The 21,188-nt window shown below is 38.2% G+C and carries 18 protein-coding genes and 2 pseudogenes; 7 read left to right on the forward strand and 13 right to left on the reverse strand.

Annotated features, from left to right (window positions below):
- Nucleotides 1-141: 141 nt before the first annotated feature.
- A complete protein-coding gene (locus ACYPZI_RS13540; RefSeq protein ID WP_459602485.1) occupies nucleotides 142-510 on the reverse strand; it encodes a chitobiase/beta-hexosaminidase C-terminal domain-containing protein in 369 nt (122 codons plus the stop codon).
- Between the two features lie 23 nt (nucleotides 511-533).
- Entirely contained in the window at nucleotides 534-818 is a 285-nt protein-coding gene (locus ACYPZI_RS13545) for a hypothetical protein (RefSeq protein ID WP_459602487.1), read from the reverse strand.
- A 1,533-nt stretch (nucleotides 819-2,351) separates the two neighbouring features.
- Here ACYPZI_RS13545 and nspC point away from each other — a divergent pair.
- A complete protein-coding gene (nspC, locus tag ACYPZI_RS13550; RefSeq protein ID WP_459602489.1) occupies nucleotides 2,352-3,494 on the forward strand; it encodes a carboxynorspermidine decarboxylase in 1,143 nt (380 codons plus the stop codon).
- Nucleotides 3,495-3,794: 300 nt separating this feature from the next.
- On the opposite strand, the gene glmM is transcribed toward nspC, so the two are convergent.
- Genes glmM through rpe form a run of 5 tightly spaced genes read right to left on the reverse strand, consistent with a single transcriptional unit; the run spans nucleotide 3,795 to nucleotide 9,527 of the window.
- Nucleotides 3,795-5,180 carry a phosphoglucosamine mutase gene (glmM, locus tag ACYPZI_RS13555; RefSeq protein WP_459602491.1) on the reverse strand — a complete coding sequence of 462 codons (1,386 nt, stop codon included), beginning with the start codon at nucleotides 5,178-5,180 and terminating at the stop codon, nucleotides 3,795-3,797.
- Between the two features lie 17 nt (nucleotides 5,181-5,197).
- On the reverse strand, nucleotides 5,198-5,788 hold the full coding sequence (locus tag ACYPZI_RS13560) for a DUF4827 family protein (RefSeq protein WP_459602493.1): 591 nt from the start codon (nucleotides 5,786-5,788) through the stop codon (nucleotides 5,198-5,200).
- A 5-nt stretch (nucleotides 5,789-5,793) separates the two neighbouring features.
- Nucleotides 5,794-6,849 carry a DHH family phosphoesterase gene (locus ACYPZI_RS13565; protein ID WP_459602495.1) on the reverse strand — a complete coding sequence of 352 codons (1,056 nt, stop codon included), beginning with the start codon at nucleotides 6,847-6,849 and terminating at the stop codon, nucleotides 5,794-5,796.
- A 50-nt stretch (nucleotides 6,850-6,899) separates the two neighbouring features.
- Nucleotides 6,900-8,858, reverse strand: coding sequence for a ComEC/Rec2 family competence protein (locus ACYPZI_RS13570; RefSeq protein WP_459602497.1), 1,959 nt, complete (start codon nucleotides 8,856-8,858; stop codon nucleotides 6,900-6,902).
- A gap of 15 nt (nucleotides 8,859-8,873) precedes the next feature.
- Nucleotides 8,874-9,527, reverse strand: coding sequence for a ribulose-phosphate 3-epimerase (rpe, locus tag ACYPZI_RS13575; RefSeq protein WP_459602499.1), 654 nt, complete (start codon nucleotides 9,525-9,527; stop codon nucleotides 8,874-8,876).
- Between the two features lie 117 nt (nucleotides 9,528-9,644).
- On the opposite strand from rpe, the gene ACYPZI_RS13580 reads away from it, so the two are divergent.
- Both ACYPZI_RS13580 and ACYPZI_RS13585 read left to right on the forward strand, forming a co-directional pair.
- Entirely contained in the window at nucleotides 9,645-10,337 is a 693-nt protein-coding gene (locus ACYPZI_RS13580) for a DUF2461 domain-containing protein (protein WP_459602501.1), read from the forward strand.
- Nucleotides 10,337-10,586: pseudogene (locus ACYPZI_RS13585) on the forward strand (hypothetical protein); the annotation flags it as partial. The gene ACYPZI_RS13580 and the pseudogene ACYPZI_RS13585, both read left to right, overlap by 1 nt.
- Nucleotides 10,587-10,688: 102 nt before the next feature.
- On the opposite strand, the gene gyrB reads toward ACYPZI_RS13585, so the two are convergent.
- Nucleotides 10,689-12,644: a DNA topoisomerase (ATP-hydrolyzing) subunit B gene (gyrB, locus tag ACYPZI_RS13590; protein ID WP_459602503.1), complete on the reverse strand. Its 1,956-nt coding sequence runs from the start codon at nucleotides 12,642-12,644 to the stop codon at nucleotides 10,689-10,691.
- 227 nt (nucleotides 12,645-12,871) lie between these two features.
- On the opposite strand from gyrB, the gene ACYPZI_RS13595 reads away from it, so the two are divergent.
- A complete protein-coding gene (locus ACYPZI_RS13595) occupies nucleotides 12,872-14,413 on the forward strand; it encodes a CotH kinase family protein (RefSeq protein WP_459602505.1) in 1,542 nt (513 codons plus the stop codon).
- 22 nt (nucleotides 14,414-14,435) lie between these two features.
- Here ACYPZI_RS13595 and ACYPZI_RS13600 read toward each other — a convergent pair whose 3' ends face one another.
- The 5 genes and pseudogenes from ACYPZI_RS13600 to ACYPZI_RS13620 form a co-directional block, all read right to left on the reverse strand.
- Nucleotides 14,436-15,194 carry a glycosyltransferase family 2 protein gene (locus ACYPZI_RS13600; protein ID WP_459602507.1) on the reverse strand — a complete coding sequence of 253 codons (759 nt, stop codon included), beginning with the start codon at nucleotides 15,192-15,194 and terminating at the stop codon, nucleotides 14,436-14,438.
- Nucleotides 15,195-15,339: 145 nt separating this feature from the next.
- Entirely contained in the window at nucleotides 15,340-15,501 is a 162-nt protein-coding gene (locus ACYPZI_RS13605) for a YegP family protein (RefSeq protein WP_459602509.1), read from the reverse strand.
- A 15-nt stretch (nucleotides 15,502-15,516) separates the two neighbouring features.
- A pseudogene (locus tag ACYPZI_RS13610) lies at nucleotides 15,517-15,657 on the reverse strand (YegP family protein); the annotation flags it as partial.
- A 97-nt stretch (nucleotides 15,658-15,754) separates the two neighbouring features.
- Nucleotides 15,755-16,459: an SAM-dependent methyltransferase gene (locus tag ACYPZI_RS13615; protein ID WP_459602511.1), complete on the reverse strand. Its 705-nt coding sequence runs from the start codon at nucleotides 16,457-16,459 to the stop codon at nucleotides 15,755-15,757.
- A 3-nt stretch (nucleotides 16,460-16,462) separates the two neighbouring features.
- A complete protein-coding gene (locus tag ACYPZI_RS13620; protein ID WP_459602513.1) occupies nucleotides 16,463-17,959 on the reverse strand; it encodes a glycosyltransferase family 39 protein in 1,497 nt (498 codons plus the stop codon).
- 79 nt (nucleotides 17,960-18,038) lie between these two features.
- Here ACYPZI_RS13620 and ACYPZI_RS13625 point away from each other — a divergent pair, with 79 nt between their 5' ends.
- From ACYPZI_RS13625 to ACYPZI_RS13635, 3 genes are all read left to right on the forward strand, one after another.
- Complete coding sequence (locus ACYPZI_RS13625; protein WP_459602515.1) at nucleotides 18,039-19,409, forward strand: methyltransferase RsmF C-terminal domain-like protein; 1,371 nt, start codon at nucleotides 18,039-18,041, stop codon at nucleotides 19,407-19,409.
- Between the two features lie 96 nt (nucleotides 19,410-19,505).
- The gene (locus tag ACYPZI_RS13630; RefSeq protein ID WP_459602517.1) at nucleotides 19,506-20,495 is read left to right on the forward strand and encodes a M28 family peptidase; all 990 of its coding nucleotides are present in this window, start codon (nucleotides 19,506-19,508) and stop codon (nucleotides 20,493-20,495) included.
- 2 nt (nucleotides 20,496-20,497) lie between these two features.
- Nucleotides 20,498-20,923, forward strand: a complete 426-nt coding sequence (locus ACYPZI_RS13635; protein ID WP_459602519.1) for a SufE family protein — start codon at nucleotides 20,498-20,500, stop codon at nucleotides 20,921-20,923.
- Nucleotides 20,924-21,188 lie beyond the last annotated feature (265 nt).

Here is a 21,188-nt window from a genome sequence, read left to right on the forward strand (position 1 = left end):
ATTTTATCGTTGGTAAGTAAGCTCATATATTTGTTTAATTTATTGATTATCAACTATAAAGATACAAAATTATTTCTTACTTACCAACTTTCTTATTGATTTTCTTAAACGGAACTCAGGTTATTAATGTTACGGACCGGATTACGGTATATTTTCTATTCTGGAAGTCACACTTTCCCTATTCAAAAAGAAGGTTTTTGCTTTAACTGATTTAGTTTTAAATTCGATAGGTTTTTCCCATTTAATTGAAGCCTTTGTCGGTTCACTGCCATCTGTCGTATATCTTATTTCAGCGCCCTTAACCGATGAATTAATATAAAGCTTTCTTTCCACAATTTTGATCCCGGGCTGTGGTATCCGGTAATTGACGTCCAAAGCTGATAGACGAGGCATTTCATGTTGCGTAATTTTAGCATTGTATAATGCTATGGCCTCTTTATATAAAGTTTCATCATATGTTTCTCCCCACTTGGGTTGGGTATTCCATGCGCGTTCGATTAGCCCGAACATTTTTGGGAAAAGGTAGTATTCGATCATCTCAAAATTCCGTACAGTTTCGGGAAAGGATCATTTATTCCAGTAATGGCAAGCAGTGTCTGTATACCGTTAAAAACGGAGTGGGGCGTTTCTCCTTTTATGTCGATAGTTCCATTGCTATGATTTACAATTTTAAAAGTATTCTCGAAGCAACCGGGTTCTATTTCATTCGCTCCCATCTCCCAGACTAAAGATAGGGGAGGTGTATTATTATCTTGTGCCTGGCTGATAGAATAGATGGAGATAATAAGCAAGAACAATATTAGAGAAGATCTTTTCATGAAGCAGTAAGATTTTTATGGTTATAATAATAAAATACAATAGACTGTTCTTTCTTGAGGAAGAATCCATTTTATGCTGAATACGTTCTGAAATTATATCGACAATATATTGAAAATCAAATAGATATTTCTATTTTTTATATAATTGCAATTATTTAAACATAAATATAGTTGTTTTCTTAAAAATATAGAGTCGTTTTACTTTTATTGATTGTGTATGTTAGTTTTATCTATAATAGATAATTTGAAAATTAGCGAATTTGAAAATTAGCAGATTAGCAAATGGCGCGAAGCGACAATAACAGTCAACAGTTATCAGTCAACAGTCAACAGTCAACAATGGCGCAAAGCGGCAAAGGCTATAAGCTATCGGCTAACAGCTAAAAAATAGTTGTAGAGGTTTGTTACATTTTAGTTAAATTCTGGTTTGTCATGCTGACGACAGGAAGCATCTTTTGTTTCTCGGGGATCGGGATCCTTCCCTGCGGTCAGGATGACAAAGAGGGTAGCCGCGCGAGCAAGGGGCTAATGGCTAACAGCTAACAGCTAATTTACTGTAGAGGTTTGTTACTTTTTAGTTAAAAAGTTATGAGTAGACGAGATACGAGGTACGAGTTGTTGACTGTTGACTGTCGCACGTCATTGCGAGGGTTCGCCCGAAGCAATCCAGAAAGTAAAAAACGAAATGAGTGTGGAAGATGTTACATTTTAGTTAAAAAGTTACGAGTAGACGAGATACGAGGTACAAGTTGTTGACTGTTGGCTGATGACTGTTGGCTGATGACTGTAGAGGTTTGTTACTTTTTAGTAAAAAAAGCAGGAGTTAAAAAGTTATGAGTTATGAGTTTTAAGTTCTGAGCGCTGACTACTGACTACTGACTACTGTAGAGTTTGTTACTTTTTAGTTAAAATAAGTACAGATTATTATGTATTGTCGCCCGCTCGCGCAGACGTCCCGTCTGTGTGTTGTGAAGCAAACCTTTTGCTCTATCGAGCAAGACACGGACTAGAAGTCCGCGCCAGCAGGGTAAAATAAGTACAGATTATTATGTATTGTCGCATATGTTTTTTCTGGTTTGTCATGCTGACGACAGGAAGCATCTCCTGTCTCTCGGGGATCGGGATCCTTCCCTGCGGTCAGGATGACAAAGAGGGTAGCCGCACGAGCAAGGGGCTAAGGGCTAAAAAATAACTGTAGAAGTTTGTTACATTTTAGTTAAAAAGTTACGAGTAGACGAGATACGAGGTACGAGTTGTTGACTGTTGACTGTCGCACGTCATTGCGAGGGTTCGCCCGAAGCAATCCATTAATAATCAATACTCTGGATTGCTTCACTCCGTTCGCAATGACGAAAAGGCCTTGCTTACTGTTAACTGTTAACTGTTTACTGCTGACTGTTTACTGATAAAGGAGATACGATTTTGATACGTTTGCCTCAATTATTTTTAGCAGAATATTGGAGTTAATTAAAAATTAGCAGACCTTTGCAGTCTGCCGATTCATTCTGTTTTTGCAGTATAAAAAGAAAAAAAATGATAGAAATAGATAAAGTACCGTCACCGTGTTTTGTGATGGAAGAAGAACTACTTAGGAGGAATCTTTCCCTTATAAAATCGGTAAAAGCGAGAGCCGGTGTAAATATTATACTAGCTTTCAAAGCGTTTGCCATGTGGAAATCTTTCCCTATTATTCGGGAATATGTACCTTATTCTACAGCCAGTTCTGTATATGAGGCGCAATTGGCATACGAAGAAATGGGAAGTCTGGCACACACTTTCTCACCCGCTTATACATTTCAGAACTTTCCCCTTTTCATGCGATATAGCAGTCATATCACATTTAACTCCTTGTCTCAATATGAGCGATTTTATCCGGAAACGTTGAAATATAGAAAAAAAGTATCTTGCGGACTGCGGATCAATCCGGAATATTCGGTCGTAGAGACGGATTTGTATAACCCTGCTACTCCCGGTTCACGTTTGGGTATTTCGGCAGATCAATTGGGAGAGAAGCTGCCTGATGGAGTTGAAGGATTGCATTTCCATACACTTTGTGAATCTTCTTCATACGATCTGGAAAAAACACTGGAAGTGATAGAGCAAAAGTTTGGTCATCTTTTGCCCCAAGTAAAGTGGTTTAATATGGGGGGAGGGCATTTGATGACTCGTAGCGATTATGATATAGAGCACCTGGTCGGTTTATTACAAAACTTTAAGGCCAAGTACCCTAATCTGGAGATAATAATGGAGCCGGGAAGCGCATTTGCCTGGGATACCGGCGTGTTGGTCTCTTCTGTGGTTGATATTGTCGAAAATCGTGGAATAAAAACAGCAATACTGGATGTCTCTTTTGCTTGCCATATGCCCGATTGTTTGGAAATGCCATATAAACCCCGTATACGGGGAGCTTATTTTGATCCGGTAGAAGGCTTACCTACCTACCGGATGGGAGGAAGCAGCTGTTTGAGTGGCGATTTTATCGGTGAATGGTCTTTCGATAAACCTTTATCAATAGGAGATAAAATTATATTCGAAGACATGATACATTATACTATTGTAAAGACTACTATGTTTAACGGTATATCGCATCCTGCTATCGCTCTATGGAATAAATATAACCAGCTGGAGGTTTATAAAGAATTCAGCTACGAAGATTACAAAGATCGTATGAGTTGAATGTTAAAACTTAACAGGTAAACAATAAGGCTTTCGTTCCGGCGTTTCTTATATAGAACTAATTATAAAGGGAATCGCCTATGAAAAAAGACTTTACACAGAAGAAGTGTCAAGAGGAGAAGGTTGTCGTACCTTCTAAAAGAACAATTGATTATTTAAAGCAATTTGCCCGTTCTTATTATGTGGAGAATGCTCTTCCAAACAAATTGAATGGGTTCTGTCTGAATTAATTTAAATTGGTTATTGGGTTATACCCATAGAAATAAATAAAGCAGTTCATTAGGAACTGCTCTATCTGTTTTATTTGGCCAATTGTTTTATAACGGTCATTACTTCACCACCTATATCTTCGGCTTCTTTCATTGTATGAGCCTCCGAATAAACACGGATGATAGGTTCTGTATTCGATTTACGAAGGTGTACCCATTTGTCGGGGAAATCTATTTTTACACCATCTATATCAGTTATATCGTATTGACTATATTTTTCCTTTACGGCGCTAAGAATAGCATCAACATCTATGTTAGGTGTTAATTCTACTTTTTGCTTAGCAATAAAATACTGAGGATATGAAGCCCGTATCTCACTTACCTTTTTTCTTTCAAAAGCTAAATGGGAAAGGAATAAGGCAATACCGACCAAAGCATCGCGGCCATAATGGCTGGCCGGATAGATGATGCCCCCGTTACCTTCTCCGCCTATAACAGCGCCTACGGCTTTCATCTTTGTTGTCACATTAACCTCTCCGACAGCCGATGCATAATATTCGCATCCGTATTTGCGGGTTATATCGCGTAAGGCGCGACTCGAACTCAAGTTAGAAACCGTATTGCCCGGGGTATGTTTCAGTATATAGTCGGCAACAGCTACAAGAGTATATTCTTCTCCGAACATTTCTCCGTTTTCACAGATGATAGCCAAACGGTCGACATCCGGGTCTACTACAAAACCGACATTAGCTGTCGTGGTTTTCATCATTGTAGAGATATCTAGCAAATGTTCGGGAAGTGGTTCCGGATTGTGAGGAAATTCTCCGTTAGGAGTGCAATAAAGTTCATTGATTTTGTTTACACCCAAAGCTTTCAATAACTTAGGTATAACAATTCCTCCCACAGAGTTTACACAATCGATAGATACTTCAAAATCGGCGGCTTTTATGGCATCTACATCTACCAGAGAGAGATCAAGAACAGCTTGTATATGAGCATCTGTATAATCTTTTTCAGAAACTTTTCCTATATGATCTACATGTGCAAAGTTGAATTTCTCGGACTCTGCTATCTGCAATACAATCTCTCCTTCTTTTGCATTCAGAAACTCTCCATTCTCGTTGAGTAGCTTCAAGGCATTCCACTGTTTTGGGTTGTGGCTTGCTGTAAGTATGATGCCTCCACAAGCTTGTTCCATAGTAACGGCTAATTCGGTAGTAGGAGTGGTCGCCAAGCCAATATTGACCACATCAAACCCCATTCCCATAAGGGTGCCAATGACTACTTGTTCCATCATTTTACCGGAAATACGCGCATCACGTCCTACTACAATAGCGTTTGATCCGTTTTTTACTGTTTCTCTGATAAAGGTTGCATAGGCCGATACAAATTTTACTGTATCCAAGGGGTTTAACCCTTCTCCAATCTTCCCTCCAATAGTCCCTCTAATACCTGATATTGATTTAATTAAGGCCATTTATTTGTATTTTTAGTTTATTTTGCATATTTCAGACGTCCGTAAAATATTGGCTCATAGTTGCTGTATTGTTGATAGTATGAGCCATTTGCAAATGGGATTAGCAAGCTGACTTCCGCTTTATCTCCAAGATTAAAATCGAGAGGACGCGCGCAACCGGGAGACAGAAACATATACATGTAGTAGCTTCCAAGACTACTATAATCTGCCGAAATATATGATCCTGAATTTCCATATGTGAAATTCATAGCTGCAAATTCATCATAATTTGGTTTGTCGTTAGAGTATACAGAATCCGGTGCTGACATCAAAAAACGTGTATCATAATATCGCATATACACCATATCTCCCTTTTTTATCTTGTCTGTGTTTCCTGAGTCTATAACATGGATATATATCCCGGTACTAGGATCTTTAAAATATTGTTTATCGCCAAAAACGCGGCTGGCAGGATATTCGTCAATTATATTAAAGCCTTGTTCTTTAATGTATTGCTTAATTGCATTTTCTTCTTTTTCTAACTTGTCAGCATACGAATCTTTACTGCAAGCAGCGAATATGATAGCTAAACCCATAAAGGCAGATATAACGCCTATAATTTTTCTCATTATTCTTAATTGTTTAGTATTTTGTTATTCTTCTTTAGTAATTCTGAAAATTCAGGCATCGCCAAGCCTTTTTCAAATATGGCTATAGCTTCTTCCATTGTACCGTAAAATTCACCACCGGCTGCATTTAAATGCCCTCCGCCATTATAGCATTGTGATGCGAATTTATTACTGGGGAAACTCCCTTGTGAACGAAACGAAATTTTTATAAAATCATTGTCCTCTCGAATAAAAACAGCAAAAATAATTCCCTTTATATTCAACGGGAGGTTTGCAAAGCCCTCGGTGTCACCCTTTTTTACATTATATTTACTTTGTTCCTCATTAGTGAGCCAGACCAGCGCTGCATTGTATTCGTGATATATCTTCATCTTTTCAGACAATGTATATCCCAACATCCGGTATCGGTCTTCTGTATAGTTGTGGTATACATTCGAATATATCTGATCTTTGTTTATTCCCTTTTTAAGCAGTTCTCCTATGATATAATATATTTCGATGTTGTTCGAATTATAAGTAAATCCGCCGGTGTCGGTCATCATACCTGTATACAGTGCAGTGGCAGTTTCGTAACTCATTATTTCGAAATCACCCATACGGCATATCAGACGGAAAATTAATTCACTTGTCGATGAGATTTCAGGATGAGAAATTGTTACATCGCAAAAATCGGATGGGTCCGGATGATGATCTACCAATATCTTTTTCCCTTTGGCGGTTTCAACCAGTGTTCCTAAGTGTAAAGCCCGCTTCGGAATATTGAAGTCAAGACAAAATATTAACTCAGCCTCATCAATTAGTTTTTGAGCAAATTCGGGATGTCTTTCATAATTCAGGATGTTTTTAGAACCCGGTATCCATTTCAGAAAATCAGGGAACGAATTGGGTACGATTATATTTACATCATTGCCTAATCCCATTAAGTAATGATATAAGCCTAAGGACGAACCTATGGCATCTCCATCAGGGGAAACATGAGTTATAATTACAATTTTATCATACTTGTCGAGTAGTTCTTCTACTTCCGTTATTTTTTGGCTTGCTATTATTTTAGATATCATTTATTTTACTTACCCTGTTTTTAATGCTGACGTATGCAGCGACAAAAATACTAAAATTTCAAACTATATGCACCATTTTCAACTACATCATGACAAGGAATATCTAATTTTTGACATTCTTTAGATATTCTTTTTCTTGTATTAGCTGATAAAGATCCGTCTATAATAACGTTTTTAATAGTCAAATGTTGATTTAAGTTATACAAAGATAAGCTATTATCCTTTGTCAGGATCAGATGACTTATATTTAGTTTTATATCTGAATCTTTATTATACCATAGGTTGGCGGATAGAATAAGTATTTTTTTATCATTGAAGGTAATCGCTTTATATTTATCAATATCTTCGGATTTAACAATTTCTTTGTAATATTTTACTTCAGAGGTTTGTCTCCGATTATATACAATCAGGTCATCTGGTTTCTCGTTCAGATTCATGTAAATATGAGATACGAATAGTAACAGTATAAAAATTAATGAAATTGGTAACGCCTTTGTTTTTTTATAAATCATAAAAATCAGAATACTAACAATAATTGTGAATATTAAGGTCAGATCGGAAAGAGATATTTTTACATTTTCTATCAAGGCAAAGGGCAGATTCTCGAAAAAACGGATAATAGAAGTCATCGTATGGACCAGTATTTGCAAAGCCTTGACCGGCAGATAGAAGAGATAGTCGCTCCAACCGGGTATAATCATACTTAGTATTTTGGCTAAAATGACGCCTCCAACGGAATAGGTTATAAATGTAACTAACGGGACAATAAGGAGATTAGTAATGAAAAAATAAGTAGGGAACGTGCCGAAATAATACAGGCAGATGGGAAATGTCGCTAATTGTGCCACAAGGGATAAAGTAAACATCTGCCAAATATATTTTATATACTTGTTTTCTGTTTTTAATAATGGGAGTGTTTTTGGATGTAGATAAAGTATTGCCAGAACAGAAATAAAACTCAGTTGAAATCCGATATCAAACAAGGAAAACGGGCTTATCAGCAACATAAAGAATGCAGCTATAAATAAGGCATGCATGGAATAGCTCCTTTTCCCGCATATTTCCGCCATACAAAAGACTGTGAGCATACCACTGGCTCTTAGTACCGATGGAGGCAAGCCTGTTATGAAGGCATAAGACCAAAGTAGTATAAGAATTATGACAGGCTTTAGCCGGTAATACCTGGAGCTTTTGCGAATGAAGCCAAGCAAAAAGCTTATCATCAAGTAGATAATTCCCACGTGTAATCCACTGACGGAAAGCACATGCACTGTTCCGGTAGTTCTGAATCCCTGTTTCAGTTCATCAGTCAGTTCGTCCTGATAACCTAAAGTAAGCGCTGAGAGTATTGTATATTCAGTTTCGTTGAATCCCAATGATTTGTAAAAATTCATAATGTGTTGCCGGCACCGTAGGGCTTTGTACTTAAGTGAGGAAGAAGTATTGCCTGTTGCTTTCCACGAACCGGAAGTTACATAGGCAGAACCCGAAAATCCTTGATTATACATGTAACGGACATAATCGAAATCATCGGGATTTCCCATATTCCGGAATGGTTGTATTTTGGCTTGAAATATAAATTCCTCACCCGGCTGTAATTTGTCTTTGTATAAAGTATCCCGCTGAAAATAGCACACTATTTGTTTCTCCTCTTGTGGAAGGTAAACACGGTAAGCAATGCTTCGCGGCTTTTCTTGCGGAGTATCGGAAACTACTCCAAGATATATTTTTGTGTCTTCTGTAAATGTATATTCAGATTTACCTTGTTTAATAAATGTCGTTGCCATACTTATTCCCGATATGCAGAGGATAACCCCTGCGCCGAAAAGCCAACGCCAGTTGAACTGTTTGTCTTTAGGTATCAGATATGAAATAAGCATAGCTATTGTCCCTGTCAGTAGGAGAGCTATGCTTAAATATTGTAATTTAAAGAAATATTGCAATAAAATTCCAGCTATAAGTGGAATAAGCAGGAATAAAAATGGTACTTTGGATAACGGATTTTTCATTCCATATAGTTCCGTTTACACGATACTTTTCAGTTTATGTATCATTTCTGCCGGATTAGGGTCTGCAAACACGGCATTGCCTGCTACCAGGACATCTGCTCCGGCATCGATCAATTGTTTTCCTGTTTCAAGATTAACGCCCCCATCTACTTCTATAAGCGTGTTCAGGTTGCGTTTTAATATCATTTCTTTCAGCTTTGAAACTTTAGTAAGGGAATGCTCAATAAATTTTTGCCCTCCAAATCCCGGGTTGACGGACATCAGCAGTACCATATCCACATCTTGCAGGATATCTTCCAACAACGATACCGGAGTGTGCGGATTAAGTGTTACCCCTGCTTTCATGCCTGCGTCGTGTATTGCGGCGACGGTGCGGTGTAAGTGTACGCAGGCCTCATAATGGACATTCATCATATATGCACCTGCATCTTTAACCTGAGAGATGTATTTATCCGGATTGACAATCATCAGATGTACATCCAGTGGCTTTTTAGCCATTTTGCTTATCTGTTTTATTATCGGAAATCCAAAAGATATATTGGGGACGAAACTTCCGTCCATAACATCGCAATGAAACCAGTCGGCTTCGCTATTATTTACCATCTCTATATCTCTCTTAAGATTTAAGAAATCGGCAGATAGTAATGATGGCGCTATTTTATGTCGCATTGTCGTTCTATTTTGATTTTATATGCGTAAAAGTACTAAAAGGGAAAGGTTTAAAAAAATTTTTTTGCCATCTTTGTAGAGCTACAAATACTCAAAAATGGATAAAATTGAGAACCAATGGCTAAAAAAGACAGTTTGTTTAAAGGTTTTACGCCGGATACATTCCGGTTTTTTAATGATCTGAAAGAAAATAACTATAAAGAATGGTTCGATGCGCATAAACATATATATGAGAAGGAGTTATTAGAACCATTGAAAGCCCTGGTTACTACACTATCACCTGTTATGTATAATATAGATCCGGCTTTTGAGTTGCGCCCTCATCGCTGTTTGTCCAGAATTTACCGTGACATCCGTTTTTCGAAGAATAAAGATCCATATAAAAATTTCATGTGGTTGGCTTTTCAGATCCCGGTGACGAATGAAGTATGGAAAGATTACCCCGGATACTTTTTGGAGATAAATGGAGAAGAGTATACGCTAGGATTGGGGCTTTTTCAACCTAAAAAGAAGGTGATGGATACCTATAGGGACGAAATAGCATTCGATGCCGAAGAATTTCAAAGAGTTACACAAGAGACCGTTTTAAACAGAGGTTATATTGTTAATGGGGAAGAATATAAACGTCCCATACCGAATGAATTACCTGACTATTTTCAGCAATGGATACATCGCAAAGGTGTTTGGGTAAGTAAAACAAGGCCGGTAGGCGACGAATTATTTTCCACCGGTTTTGCCGATATAATGAAAGAAGATTTTACGGCTATGGAATGGTTGTATAACTTCTTAAAAGAATGTGCTATAAACTAATGGATGTAGTGGCGAAGGCTAATAATACAGTTGCTATTATTTCTGCCGGATGGGATCCGGGAACCGATTCTATCGTTCGTTCTATGATGGAGTTTATGACTCCCCGGGGGGTGACTTATACCGCTCAGGTACTTGTTGCGTCTGCACGCGCTACATTGAAGCAAAGGCTTGGGGCATACGATGATAGAGATTCCTGTGATAGATTCTATCTACGGTGAGAAGGAAGCTTTGATTAAAAAGTTGGTATGATCTTAATCTGCCAGCTTATCCCTAAATAAGATTTGTTGAAATAAAAAGAGGAAATTGTTTTGATTATACAACTTCCTCTTTTACTTTTAATATTGTAAGCCTTTATGCGTCAATTTTTGCATAAGTAGCGTTTTCTTCGATGAATTCGCGGCGAGGGGCAACATCTTCACCCATTAGCATCGAGAAAATGTGATCTGCTTCAGCTGCATTTTCTATTGTTACCTGACGCAATGTGCGGTGTTCCGGGTTCATTGTTGTGTCCCACAATTGAGTAGCATTCATTTCTCCAAGACCTTTATAGCGTTGTGTATGAATTGCATTCTCGTCTCCATCAGCATATTTTTCTATAAATGTGCGACGTTGCCTGTCATCCCAACAATACTCTTCTGCTTTACCCTTGCGGCATAAGTAGAGGGGAGGGGTAGCGATGTATACGTATCCTTTTTCCAATAAAGCCTTCATATGGCGGAAGAAGAATGTGAGTATCAATGTGGCGATATGGCTACCGTCCACGTCGGCATCGGTCATAATGACTACTTTCTGGTAACGGAGTTTTGCCAGATTCAGCTCTTTAGAGTCTTCATCCGTTCCTATGGTTACACCAAGTGCCGTATATATATTCTTTATTTCATCGCTTTCTAAAACTTTATGAGGCATCGCTTTTTCCACATTCAGAATTTTACCTCTTAATGGAAGAATTGCCTGAAATCCGCGGTCACGTCCTTGTTTGGCTGTACCACCCGCCGAGTCTCCTTCGACAAGGAATATCTCACATATCTGAGCGTCTTTACTCGAACAGTCTGCCAATTTGCCGGGGAGGCCACCACCCGTAAGAGGTGATTTACGTTGTACCATTTCGCGGGCTTTACGCGCTGCTGCACGTGCTGTTGCGGCAAGGATAACTTTTTCTACGATTATTCTGGCTTCTTTAGGGTGTTCCTCCAGATAATAACCCAAAGCTTCGCCTACGGCTTGGTCGACAGAACCCATCACTTCATTGTTTCCAAGCTTGGTTTTTGTCTGGCCTTCAAACTGAGGTTCTGCCACCTTAATTGATACAACAGCAGTAAGCCCTTCACGGAAGTCGTCTCCGCTGATCTCTACTTTTACTTTTTCCAACATTTTTGTGTCTTCCGCATATTTTTTCAATGTGCGAGATAGACCGCGCCGAAAACCGGTAAGGTGAGTACCACCTTCTATTGTATGAATATTATTTACGTATGAATAAACATTTTCGTTGTAAGAAGTATTGTAGGTCATCGCAACTTCTACAGGTACCCCTTGCTTTTCGGTAATAATGTGTATGACATCTTCTATTAGAGCTTCTTTAGATGCATCTATATAACGGACAAACTCTTCAAGTCCTTTTTCTGAAAAGAATGTATCTGATTTGTAAGTTCCATCTTCTTTTTGGTGGCGTTTGTCCGTAAGAGAAAGGCGTACTCCTGCATTCAGGAACGCCAGCTCGCGCAGACGTGATGCCAGTGTATCATATTTATACTCCGTAACAATAAATATTGAATCATCCGGTTTGAATGTGATAATAGTTCCTGTATCGCCCGTTTCCCCTATTTTTTCGACGCCGGTTAACGGTTTCCCGCAAGAATATTCCTGAGCATAAACAGATCCTTGCTTGTGTACTTCGGCTTTCAAATGGATCGATAGTGCATTCACGCATGATACACCTACTCCATGTAAACCTCCAGATACCTTATATGTACCTTTATCAAATTTTCCCCCGGCGTGTAGTATCGTAAGAACAACTTCAAGGGCCGATTTTTTCTCTTTTTCCATTATGTCTACAGGGATACCGCGCCCGTTATCCTGGACAATTATGGAATTATCTTCGTTTATAGTTACTTTTATGTCATTACAGTAGCCGGCTAAAGCTTCATCTATCGAGTTATCTACAACTTCATATACCAAATGATGTAAACCTTTTTCGCCTATGTCTCCAATGTACATTGCCGGTCTTTTCCTTACGGCTTCCAATCCCTCAAGTACTTGGATATTTTGGGCGGAATAAGATTCACTCGCCATTTTTTGTTTTTCTGTCATATTTGTATTTCGTTATTAATGAGGAAAATATCCCCTAGCATTTTTGTGTAATAAAACCTAGCAAATATAGTGAAATTTATCCATATAAGCAACTATTGCAGCTATGTCTATCCTGTATATTTCATTTTTTTATTATCTGGAATAATTGTATAAAAAACATTCCTAATAATTGATTCCTTTGAATTCTTTTTATTTTCTTTGAACCGATAATGCTAAATCAAGATGCAATGAAGAAACATATTTTATTTTTTATTCTGATTTTCTCCTTATTTTCTTTTATCGGTTGCTCCAAAGATGACGATGATAATAAAAAAGAAAAAGAGGAAACACTTGATATTTCCGTATCACAATTACATTTTACAGCAGAGGGAGGGATTCAGACTTTCGATATTAAAACCAATAGCCGGTGGACAATTATTCCTAAAGAGGTGGATTCGGAAATTAAGATAAATCCTTTGACAGGAACTGGGGATGCCAAGATTACCATAGAAGTTGCAGAGAATGTAAAAGAAGTTGAACTTCTTACATCGTTGACGATAAAGACGTCGACCAAATCCGATATAATAAATATTAAAAGAGATGCAGCGCTTGTTCCTACCGAAGGGAATTTCTATCCTTTAGTAACTATTAATACCGAAGGGGGGAACCCCATCAATTCTAAAGACTATTATGTAAATGCAACTATTACGATCGAACAGCGAAATGAGAAAGGAATCGTTATTAAAAAGTTGCTGGATGCGGCAAAAACAGAAATGAAAGGTCGAGGTAACAGTACTTGGGGAATGGCAAAGAAGCCTTATCGTCTCAAACTGGATAAATCGACAACGATATTGGATATGCCTAAGAATAAGCATTGGGTACTATTAGCTAATTATTCGGATAAGACGTTGATGCGCAACGAGCTGTCTTTCGAGGTGAGTCGCCGTATGGGATTTGCCTATACTCCTCGTATGAAGTATGTAGATGTTGTTCTGAACGGAGACTCTATTGGGAATTACCTGCTTGGCGAGCATATAAGAATAGGTGAGGACAGAGTGAATATTCCTGAATTAGGAACAGCAGATGTCGATATAAGCGGAGGGTACTTGTTGGAAGTCGATGAGAGAAAAGGTGAACCTGAATGGTTCGAAACAACCGAAGCCAAAATGATATTCTGTATAAACACTCCGGAGAATATTCCTGCAAATCAGAAAGAGTATATATCAGCATGTGTGCAAAAAGTAGAGGATGTTTTATATGCCAAGGACGGAGTTAATCCTGTGACCGAATTGCCAAAATATTTAGATCTTACATCTTTTATAGATTACTATTTATTGAACGAGTTGTCGAAAAATGTAGATGGAAACTTACGTCTGAGTACATTCGTTTACAAAAACAGAGGTGATGCCAAAATATATTTTGGTCCCGTATGGGATTATGATATTGCTTTCGGTAATGCGGATTACGATGACGGTGAAAAAACGGCAGGGTGGCTTGCGCGGAAAGCCGTCTGGTATCAACAATTCTTTAAATACCCTGAGTTTGATAAAATGGTGAAAGACAGGTGGATAAAACTTCGTCAAGGAAACCTTAGCGATTTAAATTCATTTATAGACATTCTGTCTGAAAAGATGATTATGTCGCAAAGGCGGAATTTTGTACGTTGGCCTATTTTAAATGTACAGGTTTGGCCAAATCCTGTTGTCACCGGTAGCTATAACGGTGAAGTGAATTATTTGAAAAACTGGCTAAGAGACAGGCTGGCATGGATGGATCAACAATTGAAATGATTCTTGTCATTGGAATAAAAGATCACCATCTTCTTTTTACTTTGTTTATCAGTTTTTTTAGTTTCAGAAGGTATTTATATTCCCTGTATTTCTTGTCGGAAATGAAACCGTATTTATGCTGTATCTTGTAATAGTCTTCATAAAAATCGAAGTAGGAAGACGATATACCTCCTAAACGGAAGTTAGAAATGACCACATCTACTTCTTCAAGTTTCACACCCTTGCTTACACACCGGCAAATAAAATCGTAATCTGCCAATATTTTCACTGAAAGATCGAAAGCTCCATGTTTCTCGTACACTTGCTTTGCTACAAAAAAAGTGGAGTGGGGCAATACGCTTTCAGAGATGAAAGAAGCTCCCCGGCGTTGTACATTAAATATTTTGCCGTCCTTCCATACACGCTCAATACCGTATATCATCGAGTTCGTCTTGTCTGTTTTACCATCTGTATACTTAGTCCATACTGCTTCTAAGGCATTGTCTTCGTACCAGTCATCAGAATTAGTGATTCCGATCAATTCTCCCCGGGCGTAAGATATACCTTTGTTCATGGCATCGTATACACCTTTGTCGGGTTCACTGACAATTCTGACCGTAACACCTTTTGCTTCAAAAGCAGGGATATAGCTTTCTATTTTTTCTATTGTTTTGTCCTTCGAAACTCCATCAATGATTATGTATTCAAAATCTGAAAAAGTCTGCCTGAGCAGCGCCCCTATTGTTCCGTCTAATGTGTTTTCGGAATTGTAAGTCGGTGTTATAACAGTTATTTTTGGCATAAATATTTATTTATTTTGGCAAAGATACGTTGTTTTTACAGAATCTGTCGGTGTGCTGCTATTTTTCTGTGAGAATGTGCTTTAACTTTGGGAAAACAGAAAGGCGAAGATAATTCTCCGCCCTTCGCTTATTTTCTGTTTTTATTTAAACGGTCAGATCCACTACCTCTGCGTCAGGAGCATTCTTTTTTACAGAAGCAATACCGTTGTCTCTGGCAGCTACGCTTTCATACATCTCGCTAGTTCCGATTACTTGCCCGTTCGATGCTTTCAGGTTAAAGTATGGTTTACCATTCTTAGCCTCCAATTTTTCGTAGCGAGCGTCTATCTGGCTGTTTTTCCTAACGGATTCAATTCCGTTTTTGCAGTTTTCTTTTGTTGTGTAGCCTTCACTAGTAAGGATTACCTGTCCGTTACTTGCTTTAAGATCGAATTGAAATTCGTTGTTCTTTCTTTTTTTAATTTCAAATTTTCCCGTTTTGTTTGTTTTGTTTTAAGTAGTTCGTATTTAGATTAAACACATCTCGTTACTAAAATGTTTATCTGAAATTATATAATATTTACTTATATAAGAGGAATATACATAGTTGTTTATCCATGTTGGGCAATTGTTTTTGCCATTGCTTTACCGGTAAGGTTTTTATATACTCATCTTCACAGGTTATATTCATCGCGATACAGAGCTTAGTAGCCGGGGCACAGTGTTTTAATATGTCTTCTGCGAGTTTCAGATTGCGATAGGGAGTCTCTATAAATATCTGTGTCTGATGTTCGTGATGTATATAATGTTCCATCTGTTTGATTTTTTTTATTCTTTCGGAACCATCTACCGGTAAATAGCCTTGGAAAGCAAAACTTTGCCCGTTGAATCCCGAAGCCATCAATGATAACAAAATAGATGAGGGGCCAACGAGCGGGACTATTTTATAGTTTTTACGTTGAGCAATAGCAACAACATCACTTCCGGGATCGGCAACAGCAGGGCAACCTGCTTCTGAAATAATACCTATATGAAACCCGTTAGTGATAGGATTTAGATAACTTTCTATTTGTTCGGGTTTGGTGTGTTTGTTTAGTTCGTAAAATGTAAGATCATCGATATTTATGGAACTGTCTACTTTTTTCAGGAAACGGCGTGCGGAACGGATATTTTCTACAATAAAATATTTTATCTCCAGGATAATCTCTTTGTTATGCGGCGGAAGAACACTTTCGATACTGGTTTCGCCCAGAGTGACAGGTATGAGGTATAGTAATGGTTGCATATTCTAATCTTTTCTTTTGTATAAATAATAAACCTGATGGTCGTTTGCCGGATATGAATCGACGATTGCATAATTTTCGTTCAGAGCCGGCAGCTTGTGAAAATAGCTGTAATTCATTGCTCCTTCGGCCAGAATAACGAATTGTACTTCTCTGTTCTCTATATACTTGGTCTGTTCGTCTCTCATTTGACGATATGAGTCGTATGGCAAATTGGGCGATACAAAGTATCTGACTGCAGGCGTTATGTTTGCAACGGTGAAAACAGCGTTTCCCTCGTCTAATCCGAGGTTTAACAGTGTGGGGGCTTGCTCTTTTTTTACTATTTCTCCGAATTGAAAAGCGACCCCTGTTGGCTTTTCCGACCTTATAAGTTCGCTTATTTGCATTCCGAAGAAGTCCCGTTGTTTTACTCCTAAAGCCAATATTAGTATAAATAATATAGCGTAAGCTGTCTTGGTAGCGGGGATTCTGATGAAACGGCATAAGGCAATACAGCCCGGTAAGGCATAAACGTAATATGGAATGGAATAGTAATAGACATATTTGGGTGAACTGAATATCGCTGCAAATAAAATAAAGAAAGACAGAATCAGCCCTGTACGTCCCCATTTATTCCCAATGTACCGGATGGGAAAATAGATGGCTCCCACAAGTATAATTAAGAATTCGAAAGTCTCGAAGCGAATCCACATGTAGAAGCGGACAGCAATGTTTTCCATCGTTTGGCCGAGGCTTCCTATCACAGCATAATTTTTATTCAATACGATATATATATTCCAGGCTTCGGATAGGGCGCCGTTTGCCATAAAATAGATACAAATTGGAAGTGTAATGATTAAGACACCGGCAATGTATGCGATAACATTTTGAACTAAATTCCTGTATTCTTTCTTTAATGCCAGACTGACAAAAACAGCTAATAGGGGAAAAAACCAGAAAATAACTAAATTTATTTTTATAAGCAATGCTATGGCGCTCATCAGTCCGTGTATCAGCATATGCTTTGGCTTGTGAACCGAAGTGTCGTCTTTGAAGTATCTGATAAAGAAATAAAGGCTGACTACCTGTGCAATAGCGATAAATTCTTCTGCCGAGCCACCTTGTGATGTGTGGGACAGCATCAACACCGGAAAGATCAGTGCCACAATGAATGCGTATATTTTGTCTATATATAATCTTGCAGTGAAATATCCAAAGAGAATCATAATAGTCCAGCTGACAGACTCTATAAGATACATTCCAAAGAATGATGAATCTGATATAAAAGCTCCGACGGCGTAAATAAAGAAAATAAGAGGGCCTTTATGATCGAATGCTTCTGTGTAAGGTACTTTTCCTGCATTTATCATCTTCCCGATGTTGAAATAAAGATTTATATCCGACCACTCGTTTATCGGATACAGAGGAGACATCTTGGAGCAAAAGAATATAAGCAGGAAAGCATAAATAAACAGCACGATAAGAATATTCTTTTCTTGCGCTATTGTTTTCTTTATCATAAGCTTGTTGTTCATTACTGCCCAAAATTATGAAAAATAATGATGATTTGATTAACTTTGCGTTCCTAAAACGATATAAATGAATCTTCCTGTCGATTTTGTCACATATACTAAGCCTCTGCTGGGCGAACAGTGGACTAGCTTTGTTGAGGCTTTGGATGGCGAATCGCCCACAAGTATACGTATAAATAAATCTAAAATTACGTCCGGTAAATCATTAACTCAGGTTCCTTGGTGTGATAGTGGATTTTATTTAGATAAAAGACCTCAATTTACATTCGACCCTTTATTTCACGCCGGAAGTTATTATGTGCAGGAAGCTTCCTCCATGTTTATAGCACAGGTTTTGAAACAATACGCTTCTCCGTCGATGAGTGTGTTAGACCTTTGCGCTGCTCCCGGAGGAAAGTCGACATTAATAGCTGATTTTTTAGATGAGCATAGTTTATTGGTATCTAATGAAGTGATACGTTCGCGTGCAAATATTCTATCTGAAAATATCACCAAGTGGGGTAATCCTAATACGGTAGTCACGAATAATGATCCGTCCCGGATTGGCAAATTAAAAGGATTTTTTGATATTGTGCTTGTGGATGCACCGTGTTCGGGCGAAGGCATGTTTCGGAAAGATGAAGGAGCTGTCGCTGAATGGTCTTTAGAGAATGTGAAGTTGTGCAAAGAGCGCCAGCAGCGAATATTGGCTGATATATGGGCGGCTCTGAAAAGTGACGGAGTGTTGATATACAGCACATGCACTTATAATCTCGAAGAAAACGAACTGAATGTTCGATGGATACGCGATGAATTGAATGCCGATATCTTATCGGTAGATGTATCAGAGGGGTGGGGTATAAGTCCTTCATTTGTGGAAGATGTTACTGCGTATAGGTTTTTTCCACACAAGACAAATGGAGAAGGATTTTTTTGTGCAGTGCTAAGGAAAAAAGGAGATGAGGAAAATAGTGTGAGTAAAATAAAAGAGAAGGATAATAGAAGTAAAATAAGTCTGGAGACAGCGTATAAAAATCTGATATTAAATTCTGACCGATTTACCTTTTATCCTCGGAATGATAAATGGTTTGCTTTCCCGTCCTGTCTTTATAGCCAATTACAAATTATAAGGTCAGAACTGAATCTTGTGTCGGAAGGTATTTGTTTAGGCGAATTTAAGGGGAAGGATTTTGTCCCCGACCAATCGCTGGCTTTGAGTAACTTTCTTAATAAAGATGCTTTTGTTACATTTGATTTAGATTGGAAAACGACAATATCATATCTTCGTAAAGAGGCTTTAGTTTTCACCGATCAACCCAAAGGATATATATTACTTACTTATCAGAATATACCATTGGGCTTTGTGAAAAATATCGGTAACAGAGCTAACAACTTGTATCCTCAAGAATGGAGAATCCGGTCAGCATATGTTCCGGATACAGTTGAAGCCATAATATAAAACAGACAGATATAAGTTACTAAAAAATGTAACAGAGAAACAGGAACTTCTAACTAATTTTTATATTTGTATCCAGTATCAAAATTTATAAATAAGATGACATTAAAAAATGTAATTACTGCCGGTATAATACTTCCCTTATTCGCTTTTTCTTGTGGTAAAACACCTCAGAAAACAGCATCTGTGGAATCGTATCAAAAAGTATCGCCTGATTTCAACCCGGATAGTGCATATGCCTATGTAGATAAGCAGGTTTCGTTTGGTCCGCGTGTGCCGAATACACCGGAACATGTGGCGTGTGGAGATTATTTAACCTCTTCGTTGAAGCGTTTTGGTGCGGAAGTTCAAGAGCAAAAAATGACTGTAACTACATATAATGGAATAAAGCTTAATGCCCGCAATATCATCGGTTCTTATGGGACAGATAAGAAGACTCGAGTACTGCTGTTCGCACATTGGGATACCCGTCCATATTCAGATCAAGACCAGGACCCGGCTAATCATCATAAACCTTTGCTCGGAGCTAATGACGGAGCTAGTGGTGTCGGCGTTTTACTTGAAGTGGCGCGAGTGTTGCAAACTCAATCGCCCAATATAGGGGTGGATATTATCTTTTTCGATGCCGAAGACTACGGGCCTCCTGCTTTTGATAGATCAGAACCTGCTGGTGATTGGTGGTGCTTAGGGACTCAGTATTGGGCAAAGAATCCGCATGTGCCTAATTACAAAGCTAAGTATGGTATTTTATTAGACATGGTGGGCGCACCTGACGCTGTTTTTGCAAAAGAGTATACGTCTAAACAATTTGCGAATGATGTTGTAGAAAAGGTTTGGAGTACGGCTAGTCGTCTGAATTATAGTAATTACTTTGTAGGAAGAGACGGAGGCGGGGTAACTGATGACCACACTTATGTAAATCAGTTGAGAAAGATCCCAAGTATCGATATTATCCATTTTGATGCCGATACAGAACATAATTTTGGTTCGTACTGGCATACCCAGAAAGATGATATGAGTAGTATCAGTAAAGAAACATTGAAAGCTGTTGGTCAAACAATACTGGAAGTTCTATATAAGGAAAAATAAGAATGGCTACAATTAACGAAGTGCAGGACGAAATAATAGAAGAGTTTTCGATGTTCGATGACTGGATGGATCGATACAGTTTACTGATCGAGCTGGGAAATTCACTCGAAAAACTTGACGAGAAACATAAAGTGGAAAGCAATCTTATAGAGGGTTGTCAAAGCCGTGTATGGCTGCAAGCCGATTATGTGGACGGGAAAATTATTTTTAAAGCGGAAAGTGATGCTGTTATTGTGAAAGGAATAATAGCTTTGCTTATTAAGGTATTATCAAACAGAACTCCCGATGAAATAATAAATACAGACCTTTATTTTATTGAACGTATAGGTTTGCGGGATCATTTGTCTCCAACCCGTTCTAATGGATTAGTATCAATGATAAAGGAGATACGATTTTATGCTATGGCGTATAAGGCTAAATATCAGTAGTAAGTAGCGAGTAGCGAGTGCTCAGAACTTACTACTTACTACTTACTACTTACTACTCCGGAAAGACATATGCACAGGTGTCGTACCAGATGTGTAAATTCAACGAAATGCATGGTACAATAATATATGCATCTTGTATTTATTTTTCAGGTTCGCTAGTTAAAACTATGTACTTTAGTGCAAGGCTTTAGCTTCTATAAATGTTTAAAATTCTTACATAAGTACAACGTTAATGGAAAATCGCAGCAGTACACATAATGTCAAT

The organism is Dysgonomonas reticulitermitis, from assembly GCF_054601275.1.

Coding starts and splice junctions, on each gene's coding strand:
- ACYPZI_RS13540 (WP_459602485.1), bottom strand. CDS start 510: ATGTTCGGGCTAATCGAACGCGCATGGAATACCCAACCCAAGTGGGGA.
- ACYPZI_RS13545 (WP_459602487.1), bottom strand. CDS start 818: ATGAAAAGATCTTCTCTAATATTGTTCTTGCTTATTATCTCCATCTAT.
- nspC (WP_459602489.1), top strand. CDS start 2,352: ATGATAGAAATAGATAAAGTACCGTCACCGTGTTTTGTGATGGAAGAA.
- glmM (WP_459602491.1), bottom strand. CDS start 5,180: ATGGCCTTAATTAAATCAATATCAGGTATTAGAGGGACTATTGGAGGG.
- ACYPZI_RS13560 (WP_459602493.1), bottom strand. CDS start 5,788: ATGAGAAAAATTATAGGCGTTATATCTGCCTTTATGGGTTTAGCTATC.
- ACYPZI_RS13565 (WP_459602495.1), bottom strand. CDS start 6,849: ATGATATCTAAAATAATAGCAAGCCAAAAAATAACGGAAGTAGAAGAA.
- ACYPZI_RS13570 (WP_459602497.1), bottom strand. CDS start 8,858: ATGAAAAATCCGTTATCCAAAGTACCATTTTTATTCCTGCTTATTCCA.
- rpe (WP_459602499.1), bottom strand. CDS start 9,527: ATGCGACATAAAATAGCGCCATCATTACTATCTGCCGATTTCTTAAAT.
- ACYPZI_RS13580 (WP_459602501.1), top strand. CDS start 9,645: ATGGCTAAAAAAGACAGTTTGTTTAAAGGTTTTACGCCGGATACATTC.
- gyrB (WP_459602503.1), bottom strand. CDS start 12,644: ATGACAGAAAAACAAAAAATGGCGAGTGAATCTTATTCCGCCCAAAAT.
- ACYPZI_RS13595 (WP_459602505.1), top strand. CDS start 12,872: ATGAAGAAACATATTTTATTTTTTATTCTGATTTTCTCCTTATTTTCT.
- ACYPZI_RS13600 (WP_459602507.1), bottom strand. CDS start 15,194: ATGCCAAAAATAACTGTTATAACACCGACTTACAATTCCGAAAACACA.
- ACYPZI_RS13615 (WP_459602511.1), bottom strand. CDS start 16,459: ATGCAACCATTACTATACCTCATACCTGTCACTCTGGGCGAAACCAGT.
- ACYPZI_RS13620 (WP_459602513.1), bottom strand. CDS start 17,959: ATGATAAAGAAAACAATAGCGCAAGAAAAGAATATTCTTATCGTGCTG.
- ACYPZI_RS13625 (WP_459602515.1), top strand. CDS start 18,039: ATGAATCTTCCTGTCGATTTTGTCACATATACTAAGCCTCTGCTGGGC.
- ACYPZI_RS13630 (WP_459602517.1), top strand. CDS start 19,506: ATGACATTAAAAAATGTAATTACTGCCGGTATAATACTTCCCTTATTC.
- ACYPZI_RS13635 (WP_459602519.1), top strand. CDS start 20,498: ATGGCTACAATTAACGAAGTGCAGGACGAAATAATAGAAGAGTTTTCG.